The following is a 9920-nucleotide window of genomic DNA, read 5'->3' as shown; positions in this document are numbered from 1 at the left end:
ACGTGCGCCTTCGGCGACCACTGCGGCGGCCAGCTCGTTCGAGGTCACCGGTGCGTCCGGAGTCGTCGAGGCGCGCTCCAGCTCGAGCGCATTGCGCAACCACGAGCGCAGCTCCGGGAACCGTTGCTCGGCCAGGTCGAGCCACCCGTCCAGCGTGCGCGAGTGACGGCGCACGTGGGAGAGTGCCACGAACAGGATCGCGATCGCGCCGACCGAAAGTGAGGCGAGCCGCAGCCACGCTCCGGCGACACCGGTGGGCCACGCCACGCCGAGCAGCACGGCGATTCCGATCGCGACCGTGCAGGCGGCGGCGGCGCGCAGCGCGAAGTGCGCGAGCACGGCGTTCGTGTAGGAGCGGTGCTGACGGCCGAGCGGGTTGCGGAGTTGGAAGTCGGTCATGCGCGGATCCCGTGGTACGAACACCGCGGCCCGCGGAGTGTGCCGGTCAGTGCGTGAGCGCGTAGTGCACGAGATTCATGGACATGCGCAGTGCGGCGTCACGCTTCTCGACCGGATCGTGATGGACTTCCTCGTCCTCGAGGCCATCTCCGAGGTCGCAATCGTATGAATAGAATACGACCAGCCTTCCATCGTGAACAATGCCGAAGCCACGAGCGGGGCCTCCGCTATGCTCGTGAATCTTCGGAAGCCCCGAGGTGAAATCGTAAAGGCCGTGAAAAATTCCGTGCGTGAACGGCAGCTCGACGAACGCCGCATCGGGGAACACGCGCTTCATCTCGCGACGGATCGAGACGTCGATCCCGAAGTCGTCGTCGACCCACAGGAAGCCGCCCGACACCAGGTACCGCCTCAGGTTTTCGACCTCGGCGGGAGTGAACTTGATGTTCCCATGGCCGCTCGCGAACACGAACGGATACTGGAAGAGCGCGGCATCACCGGGCTCGACGACGGCTTCGCGGTCCCCGACGACTGGAATCGTGGTCCGAGTGCGGAGTCCGCGGATCAGATTCACGAGCGAGGTGCGGTTCTCGTACCAGTCGCCGCCGCCGCCGTACTTGAGGCGCGCAATGGAAAACGAACGCGCTCCGGGGGGCGCGGGCTGCGCCTCCGCGGAGCGCGAAGGTGATGCGAACCAGAGGCTGGCCGCGATGACGGCGGCGGTGAGCAGGCGGTGGCACATGGCGGGCTCCCGCCGGGCCGCGGCCGGCCCGGGGCTAACGAATCAAACCGGGGGGCAATTGATGAGCTGAAATGATCTGAACTTCGCCCGGCGCCAGCGCGCGTGGGTGCTCGGGGTCGGCGAGGTAGCGAAGACCGTCCGGCGGCGGCGGCTCGCGGGTCGGCTGAACCACGGCGGCGCCGAGCGGGAAGATCTTGTAGAAGCCCGAGACTCCGGCGCTGGCGAGTGCGTAGCTGCCCTTGGAACCGATGCGGGCGAGCACCTGACCGTTCGCGTCGACGGCGGAGATGCGGACGCAGTAGAACGCCCCGTTGACTCCGGGCCGTGACAGCACCAGACGCGAGCCGGCGGGAAGCGGGTCGCCGAGCTTCTGCGACATCGGCTTGCCGGGCGGCGGCGTGACGTCGGGAATGTAGGCCAGGTAGTGCTCGGCGACTCGCTCGGCGATGATCGGACGCGGCAGCGCGGCACGGATCAGCGCGACGTTCGACAGCACGGAGGGCAGGAAGCCGGTGACGTTCACCCAGTACCCGGCGGCACCCTCGACACGATTCCACTTCATCACGAACGTGGAGTCGCGAGTCGTATCGACGCCGCCTCCGACGAAGTTGCCGCGATACGTCATGGAGTCGGCGACCAGCCCCGAGGTCAGGTTCACGACGTTCGTCAACGGTGCGGAAGCGGTCAGCAGCCCGCCGACCACGCCGCGGCCGATGTACTGGCGGTTCGGAGCCGCGTAGGGCGCCTGATCCTCGAAGCGAAACAGCTCGGTCTGCTCGGCGAGCCACGCGCGTACCGGAGTCACGTTGAAGTCCGAGAGTTCCTCGAATCCGTTCACGCCCTGCTTGCGATAGATGCGGTACTGCGATGCCGCGCTGTGGTCGAGAATCGTGCCGATGACGGCGCCCGGCCCGAGGTCGTAGACGTTCTCGGTCGAGACCAAGACATCGTCGATCGAGACGCCGGGGGCTCCGATGTCCTGGACCAGTGAGACCGGTACGGGTGTATCCGGATAGAGCATCAGGAGCGCGTCGGCGGGCCGGCCCTCGGGGTAACCGGGGGGTGCCAGCGAGGCGTCGATGTCGGTGATCTTCTTGGAGCACGACACCGACGACAGCGCGGCGACTGCGAGCAGCAGTGCGGAGGCGATCGCCGCTGAGCGACGAAGAACTGCGAGGTGGAAACGGGACTTCACGTGTGGATTCCTCCTCATTTCGATTTCGTTTCCTTGCGGCGATCGAGCCACAGCCAGATGTCGAGCGCGAGTCCGCTGGCGACGTAAACCGACGAGTAAGTGCCGAACAACACGCCGACGACCATCGCGAACGAGAAGTCGCGAAGTACGTCGCCGCCCCACACGAGCAGCGCCAGCGCCGTCAGGAACACGGTGAGCGAGGTGATGATGGTGCGCGACAGCGTTTCGTTGACCGCCATGTCCATGACCCGCTCGTGCGGATCCTTGCGCATCGCCTTCGAGCGCTCACGGATGCGATCGAACACCACGATCGTGTCGTTGATCGAGAAACCCGCGATCGTCAGCAGCGCTGCGACCACGGTGAGCGAGACTTCCCGGTTCGTGAAGCACAGCGCTCCGAGCGTGATGAGCACGTCGTGGAAAAGCGCCATGACGGCGCCAAGAGCGAACTTGAATTCGTAGCGAATGCCGACGAACAGCAGAATGCCGCCGAGACTTCCGAGCACGGCCCACAGCGCCTTGTCGCGCAGTTCACGACCGACCTTGGGGCCGACCTGTTCGGTGCGGCGCAGCTCCAGGTTGGTGCCGGGCGCGCGCTGTTCGACCGCCGCGTGGATGGCGGGAAACGGATCACCCGACTGAGCCGCCAGACGAATCATGTACTCGGTGTGGCCCTCGGCTTCGATCTGCTGGATCTCGGCTCCGGTGTGGCCGCTCGCCTCCACGGCGGTGCGGACCACGTCGGTCGCCACGTTGTTCGCCGCTCTCACCTGCAGCAGCGTGCCGCCGGTGAAGTCGACGCCGAGGCGCGGACCGCCGTGCATGACGAGCCACACGATCGTCGCCAGCATCAGCGCACCCGAGACCAGGTACGAATAGCGGCGGTACTTCATGAAGGGGAATTTCGTCCCCACCAGGAACTGAATCATGAGAGATCGGCCTCGCTAGATGCTGAGACGCTGGACGTCGCGACGTCCCAGCATCCAGTCGTAGATCATGCGGGTGAACAACACCGCGGTGAACATGTTCGCGATCAACCCGATCGAGAGCGTGACGGCGAAGCCCTTGATGGGCCCGGTCCCGAACGCGAACAGGATCGCTGCGCTGAAGAGCGTGGTGAAATGGGCGTCCAGAATCGTCCGGAACGCGCGGTCATAGCCGAGCTGGACGGCCTGACGCACCGACTTGCCGGCCCGCAGCTCTTCGCGGATGCGCTCGAACACCAGCACGTTGGTGTCGACCGCCATGCCGACGGTGAGTGCGAGACCCGCGATGCCCGGCAGTGTCAGCGTCGCGCCGACCCCCGCGAGGCACGCGAAGACGTAGACGATGTTCAGGAGCATCGCGCCGACCGCGATCACGCCCGAGAGCTGGTAGTAGATGCACATGAAGATCACGACCAGCAGGGTTCCGATCAGCATCGCGGTCAGGCCCTGTCGAATCGAATCGGCGCCGAGCGACGGTCCGACCGAGCGCTCTTCCACGATGTGCACCGGCGCCGGCAGCGCGCCCGCGCGAAGCACGATCGCCAGATCGCGCGAAGCCGCGATGTCGAAGTTGCCGCTGATCGAGGCCTGGCCGCCGGTGATGTGCTGGCGAAGCACCGGCGCCGAGTTGACCCTGCCATCGAGCACGATCGCGAGATTGCGGCCGATGTTGTTGCCCGAGACGCGCGCGAGCTCCGCGCTGCCCGCCGGAGTCATGGTGAGCGAGACGCCCCACGCGGCCGGATTCGTCTCGTCCAGGCCGATCTGGGCTTGAGCGGTGGCGATCGAGCCGCCGGTCATCTCGGGAGTGCGCTTGAGCACGTAGAGCGAACGCCCGGTCACGCCGGACATGCCCTGACCTTCGTCACCCCACATCAGCTGCGAATCGCTCGGCAGGATCGAATCCAAGCCCGCGGTGGCGAGCAGATTCTGAACCGTCGGGACGTCCTGTTCGCGCACGAACGCGCCGGTTCCCATGTCGATGAAGTGGCCGGTCAGCGGATGGCTCTGAAGCAGCGTGTCGAGGCCCATGTTGCGGCCCGCGCCACGCCCGGCCAGGAACGCGTCGAGGCGCGCGAACACGCTGCGCGTCTCGTCCGGCGTGCGCACCAGTCGGAACTCGAGCAAGGCGGTCTTGCCGACGATCTCGCGGGCACGAATGCGATCGGTGAGCCCCGGGAGCTGCAGCGCGATCCGATCCTGCCCTTCGCGCTGAATCGGTCGTTCGCCGACGCCGAACTCGTCGACGCGGCGACGGATGACCTCGAGGGCCCGGTCGACCGCGTCCTTGGCCTCGGCCGGATTGAGCTTCGACCGGTCGACTTCGAGGACCAGATGCATGCCGCCCTGAAGATCGAGGCCCAGATGGATCGCCCGATCACGGGTCGCGGCGAACTTCTTGGGGTCCGCGACGCGCGCGGTCTCGCGCTGAGCCGGGGTCATCGAGTAGTAGACGTAGGACGGCCACAGGTAGTACCCGGCCAGGACAGTCGCCGCCAGGACGGCAATGACCTTCCACGGGGCGATGCGGTTCATCGAGACCCCCATTAAAAGTTCAACCGCCGAGAAATCGGAGCGAACCCCGACATCCCGGCGCATTCGGAGCGAGAAAAGGAGAGCGGAGTCTACGGAGGTGCCCGAAGGGTGTCAACGAACGGAATGCCAACCGCATGCGCTGCTGCGCGAGCGCGCGAAAACCGGGAGGAAGGGGCCGGTTGGCGGCCGGCCCCGGTAGGAATTTTGAAGCTGCTCGGGGGAGTGAGGAGGGAGGAGAGGAGAGGAAGCGAAGCTGCGGGATCCCGGTCGGAGAACCGGCACCGGTCGCGCAAGAACGAATCCAGCGCAGATTGCGGTCGTTTCGCGTGGAAATGCCGCACGTCTGCTGACGGTGGGCTGCAAGGCAAGTGCTCGACGACGTCGAGGGTTCGACGACGTCGATTCGCCCGCGACGTCGGCGCGTCACACAACGTCATCCGAAGCGGGTCCGCGCCTGCCTCGCGCCCGGAACATCATGCGGTTCTTGACGCTCCCGGGACCCCTACCTATACTGCCGCGCTCATTGCACCGGGCCCACCCTCTTTCCTTCCCATCCGGGCACAGGAGTCTTGATCGCATGATGTCTCGTCTTGGTCTGGCGAGCGTCGTCTGCCTCGCGCTGCTCTCCGCCGCCGTCGCGTCGGCGCAGGAATCCGCCGCTCAAGAGGCACCCGCCGCACCCACGGATACTGTTTCCGCCGCCGTCACCGCCAGGCCCGCGATCGTCGCTCCCCGCAGTGGTGCGACCACCGGGCGTGCCGGGGTCGCCGGGTATGTCGGGGCCTCGAAGTTCGTAGCCGCCGAGGACTTCTCGACCGGCGCGCTGCCGCGTTTCGACTTCGCCGCGACGCTTCGCTACGTGCTCTCACCGGGCTGGCGTCTGCAGGTGAGCCCGGGATTCACCTGGTCGGGTTACTCCAAGCAGGAAGTGCCGCCGTTCACGGATCCGCAGTTTCCGGGCGACACCACGAAGGAACACTATCTCGCGCTGCTGACCCCGGTTTCCGCGCAGCTTCAGTACACCTGGATGTCGGGAAGTCTGCTGTGGCACCTGGGCGCCGGTCCCGGCGTCTATCGCGTGGCGGTCCAGAACCACCGCAAGACGCTGCAGGACGCGGTCACGTTGCGCCGCCACCAGGGCCTGTACCTCGGCGGTTCGGGCGAGCTCGGCATGGAGAAGTTTCTCAAGTCGCTGCCGACCACCTCGGTCGAACTCGCGCTCGTCGATCACTTCGTCCTGGCGACCCGTGACGACCAGTTTCCTTCAGGCTGGAATTCGGCGATCAACGCTGCTTCGTTCCGAATCGGCATGAACTACTACTTTGAGACGAAGACGCTGGCGCGCAAGAAGGAAACGCTCCCGGCGAGCGCCACGGGGAATCGCAAGAAGAAGTGAGCCCGTCTCTCGAGCGGGCGCGGCCGGGCCGCAGGGGAACGGACTTCGCATGAGCGAGCGCGTGTCGTGGGGCGAGAAGGTCGGGCCCGAGGCCCTCACCTTCGATGACGTCCTGCTGGTGCCGCAGCGCTCCGATGTCCACCCGCGCGAGGTCACGGTCTCCTCGTTATTCTCGCGCCGCATTCCGATCAACATTCCGATCGTGAGTGCCGCGATGGACACCGTCACCGAGTCGGCACTCGCGATCGCGCTCGCCCGTGAGGGCGGCATCGGCGTGATCCACAAGAACCTCTCGATCGAAGACCAGGTCGCGCAGGTCGATCGCGTGAAGCGCTCCGAGAGCGGCATGATCGCGGATCCGTTCACACTGCCGCCCGGCGCCACCCTGCGCGAAGCACACAGCCTGATGGCCCGCTATCACATCTCGGGCGTGCCGATTACGGAAGACGATCGGCTGGTCGGCATCCTCACGAATCGCGACCTGCGCTTCGAGGACGATCACGGGCGGCTGGTCTCCGAAGTCATGACGCGGGAGCGCCTCGTCACCGCGCCGGTCGGCACCACACTCGAGCAGGCCCGCGCGATCCTGGCGCGCCATCGCATCGAGAAGCTCCCGGTGGTTGATGCCGAGGGTCGCCTGCAGGGGCTCATCACGGTCAAGGACATCGAGAAGCGCATCAAGCATCCGCAGGCCTGCAAAGACTCGCTCGGCCGTCTGCGCGTCGCCGCCGCGGTCGGAGCCGCGGGCGATTTCATCGAGCGCGCGAACGAGCTGATCCGCGCCGGGGTGGACGCGCTGGTCGTGGACAGCGCGCATGCCCATTCACGCGGAGTCCTCGAGGCGGCCCAGGCGATCCGCGCCCTGGGCGCCGACTTCGACCTGGTGGTCGGCAACGTCGGCACCGGCGAGGGCGCGAAGGCGGTCGCGGACGCCGGCGCCGACGCGATCAAGGTCGGCATGGGGCCGGGTGCCATCTGCACCACGCGCGTCGTGACCGGCGCCGGCATGGCGCAGATCACCGCGATCATCGAAGCCGCGCGTGCCACCGAAGGCAGCGGCGTGCCGATCATCGCGGATGGCGGCATCAAGTACACCGGCGACGTCGTCAAGGCGATCGCCGCCGGCGCTCACAGCGTGATGATCGGAAGCCTGTTCGCGGGCACCGAGGAAAGCCCGGGCGAAGTGGTGCTGCTCGAGGGGCGCTCTTTCAAGGTCTATCGCGGCATGGGCTCGCTCTCGGCGATGGCCGCCGCGAAGGGGAGCCGCGAGCGCTACTTCCAGGAGAACACCGACGAGCTGTCGAAGCTGGTTCCCGAGGGCATCGAAGGCCGCGTGCCGTTCAAGGGCCCGCTGGGAACCTCGGTGTTCCAGATGGTCGGAGGCCTGCGCGCCGGCATGGGCTACAGCGGTGTCCGGACCATCGAGGAGCTGCGCACCCGCGCGCGCTTCGTGCGGGTGAGCCAGGCGGGGCTGCGCGAAAGCCACCCGCACGACATCACGATCACGAAGGAAGCGCCGAACTACGGCATGCCGGGGCGGTAGTGATCGAGTTGCGCCGCACGAGCGCGATGCGCGGCCACGCCAGGTTCAGCATCACCGCGCCACCACCCCGCGAGTGAGCAACGTGCGCGAGGTGGTGACGAGTCGCACGACGTAGACGCCGGCTGAGAGGCGCGCGTCATCGAGGCGCAGCGCGTGGCGGCCGGGGCCGAGCCCGCCGACCTCGCGCACCATCACGCGGCGCCCGGCGACATCGAACACCTCGAGTCGCGCCGCTTCCGCAGCCGCGAGCGTGAACGCCACCATCGGGGTCGCCGGCGAGGGGTTGGGGCGGAAGCCCTCGAGCGAAAGCTCGAGCCGCGCCGGCACACTGACCCACGCCGGCTCGGTCACCTGCTCGCCGTGCGCGTCGGCGTAGCGCAGGCGATAGGCGTGGCGAGTACCCGGCATCATCGCGCGATCTTCGTAGCTCAGCGCATCGGCGTGCTCGCGCACGGCACGGCCGATCGCCTCCCATGCGCTCGCTGCGGTGTGCCGCTCGACCATGGCATCGAGGGCGCCCGCGCCCACGCCCTGCCACACCAGCCGCACCCGCTCGGCACTCGCCTCCGCCTGCGCGAGTGCGAGCAGCGCAGCGGTCGGCGAGTCGGCGTAGATGCGCTGCGCGAAATAGCCGGCCAGCCCGTGCCACACGACGATCGCGCCACCCATGCCATCCGAGACCATGATGGGCTCCTGGTGGCCATTGGGGTTCGTCGACACTCGGCGCCCGAACTCGGGCCAGCCCGCAGCCAGCGATCCCGACGCCGTCACATGTTGAATGAACGCGGGGTTGTCGAAGAAGTCCCACGCCGAGTACTCCCACAGCACATAAGCGCCACCGGCACCATCGCCTGCCAGCCCGGCCGCGAACTGGTTGGCGCGCGCACCGGGTTCGCTCAGCAGGGTGCCGTCCGTGGTCCAGCCCGGGGCCAACGTGCCGTCGCCGAGGCGCTTTGTCGCGAACACTCCGTACGGTCGCCCGGGCTGAGAGCCATCCCATGCGACCAGCGCACCGCCGCTGCCGTCCCCCTCCACGAACGAACGGCCGGTGCCGAGCGCCACCGGGAACATCGCAACCCCGCCGGGTGGCCAGCCGGCCGCGGCCGTGCCGTCGAACAGGAACCGGCGCACGTAGATCTCGCGATCGAAGAAGTCCCGGATCGTCACACCCAGGGTGAGGAATCCGCCCGCGCCGTCGATGGCCACGCTGCGCCCCGCGCGGTTCTCGAGCACCGCCTGACCGCCGTGCGACCACCCCGGCGCGAACGTGCCGTCGGGTCGCACGCGGGTCGCGAACATGTCGCCATTGGGGTTGCCGGAGTTGCCGTCGCCGAACGGAGCGATCAAGCCGCCCTCGCCATCCGGGAGCGCGCAGCGAAAGAAGAGCGTGCCCTGGCCCCCGGGCGCCGAGGTCAGCGACAGGCCATCGGCCGGCCAGCCCGGCGCCAGCGTGCCGTCGTAGCGAAAGTGCTGCGCATACGGGTCAGCCGTGTTGGGGGCAAGGCGATTGCGCCAGTCCACCCACAGGACGTACACCCCACCCACTCCATCCGTGGCCAGCGTCGCGCGCGCTTGCTCATCCGGTGCTCGCGAGGCCGCGAGGCCGTTCACCGCCCAACCGGGCGCGATCGATCCGTCGGCCAACAGATGCTGCACGTAGATGTCTCGTGAGGTGCCGCCCCCGGGCAGAACCAGTTGCCGGTCGTCGTACCACGCGATGTAGACCCCACCCAGGCCATCGGGTTCGATTGCGAGCGGAGTCTGCGACCGAATCTCCGCCACGACCGAAATCCCGTCCGCTGGCCAGCCCGGCGCAATGCTGCCCTCCGACGTGAGGTGCTGGGCGTAGACGTTGGAGTCCGTATTGTTACGACTGTCTTCCCAGCAGATGAAGACACCGCCCTGGCCGTCGGCGGCGAGGAGCGGGCCACCCGGCCTGCAAGGGGGGGCGCACATCTCAACCCCGCCCGGCAGCCACTGAGACACCGCCGGCCGGGGCATCGTGGTGCCGAGAACCAGGGCCACGACGATAGCGACTGGGATCCGCAAGAGGTGGGGCATGCCTGGGCCTCGAATCGGTGGAAGCGCGGAAAAAAGATTGACACAGGGGGGGGGCGCTACAG

Annotated in this window: 8 protein-coding genes; 2 read left to right on the top strand and 6 right to left on the bottom strand. The window is 67.6% G+C overall.

Going from position 1 to position 9920, the window contains the following annotated elements:
• The 5 genes from HOP12_09415 to secD all read right to left on the bottom strand — a co-directional run.
• A partial coding sequence (locus HOP12_09415; GenBank protein NOT34374.1) for a hypothetical protein occupies window positions 1–399 on the bottom strand: 399 nt, incomplete at its 3' end.
• Between the two features lie 46 nt (window positions 400–445).
• A complete protein-coding gene (locus tag HOP12_09410; protein NOT34373.1) occupies window positions 446–1141 on the bottom strand; it encodes a DUF4159 domain-containing protein in 696 nt (231 codons plus the stop codon).
• A 34-nt stretch (window positions 1142–1175) separates the two neighbouring features.
• Window positions 1176–2336, bottom strand: coding sequence for a hypothetical protein (locus tag HOP12_09405; protein NOT34372.1), 1161 nt, complete (start codon window positions 2334–2336; stop codon window positions 1176–1178).
• A 14-nt stretch (window positions 2337–2350) separates the two neighbouring features.
• On the bottom strand, window positions 2351–3265 hold the full coding sequence (secF, locus tag HOP12_09400; protein NOT34371.1) for a protein translocase subunit SecF: 915 nt from the start codon (window positions 3263–3265) through the stop codon (window positions 2351–2353).
• Window positions 3266–3280: 15 nt separating this feature from the next.
• The gene (gene secD, locus HOP12_09395) at window positions 3281–4858 is read right to left on the bottom strand and encodes a protein translocase subunit SecD (protein NOT34370.1); all 1578 of its coding nucleotides are present in this window, start codon (window positions 4856–4858) and stop codon (window positions 3281–3283) included.
• A 577-nt stretch (window positions 4859–5435) separates the two neighbouring features.
• Between secD and HOP12_09390 the strand changes: the two genes are divergently transcribed.
• Both HOP12_09390 and guaB read left to right on the top strand, forming a co-directional pair.
• Window positions 5436–6254, top strand: a complete 819-nt coding sequence (locus HOP12_09390; protein ID NOT34369.1) for a hypothetical protein — start codon at window positions 5436–5438, stop codon at window positions 6252–6254.
• 49 nt (window positions 6255–6303) lie between these two features.
• Entirely contained in the window at window positions 6304–7797 is a 1494-nt protein-coding gene (guaB, locus tag HOP12_09385; protein ID NOT34368.1) for an IMP dehydrogenase, read from the top strand.
• A 51-nt stretch (window positions 7798–7848) separates the two neighbouring features.
• On the opposite strand, the gene HOP12_09380 is transcribed toward guaB, so the two are convergent.
• Window positions 7849–9753: a T9SS type A sorting domain-containing protein gene (locus HOP12_09380; protein NOT34367.1), complete on the bottom strand. Its 1905-nt coding sequence runs from the start codon at window positions 9751–9753 to the stop codon at window positions 7849–7851.
• Window positions 9754–9920: the final 167 nt, after the last annotated feature.

It is taken from the genome of Candidatus Eisenbacteria bacterium (assembly GCA_013140805.1).
Classification (GTDB): domain Bacteria; phylum Eisenbacteria; class RBG-16-71-46; order RBG-16-71-46; family RBG-16-71-46; genus JABFRW01.
This window is presented reverse-complemented; position numbering and strand designations above follow the sequence as displayed.

Bases quoted from the DNA above. Each gene is read 5' to 3' on its own strand.
- HOP12_09410 (NOT34373.1), bottom strand. From the start codon at position 1,141: ATGTGCCACCGCCTGCTCACCGCCGCCGTCATCGCGGCCAGCCTCTGG.
- secF (NOT34371.1), bottom strand. From the start codon at position 3,265: ATGATTCAGTTCCTGGTGGGGACGAAATTCCCCTTCATGAAGTACCGC.
- secD (NOT34370.1), bottom strand. From the start codon at position 4,858: ATGAACCGCATCGCCCCGTGGAAGGTCATTGCCGTCCTGGCGGCGACT.
- HOP12_09390 (NOT34369.1), top strand. From the start codon at position 5,436: ATGATGTCTCGTCTTGGTCTGGCGAGCGTCGTCTGCCTCGCGCTGCTC.
- guaB (NOT34368.1), top strand. From the start codon at position 6,304: ATGAGCGAGCGCGTGTCGTGGGGCGAGAAGGTCGGGCCCGAGGCCCTC.
- HOP12_09380 (NOT34367.1), bottom strand. From the start codon at position 9,753: ATGTGCGCCCCCCCTTGCAGGCCGGGTGGCCCGCTCCTCGCCGCCGAC.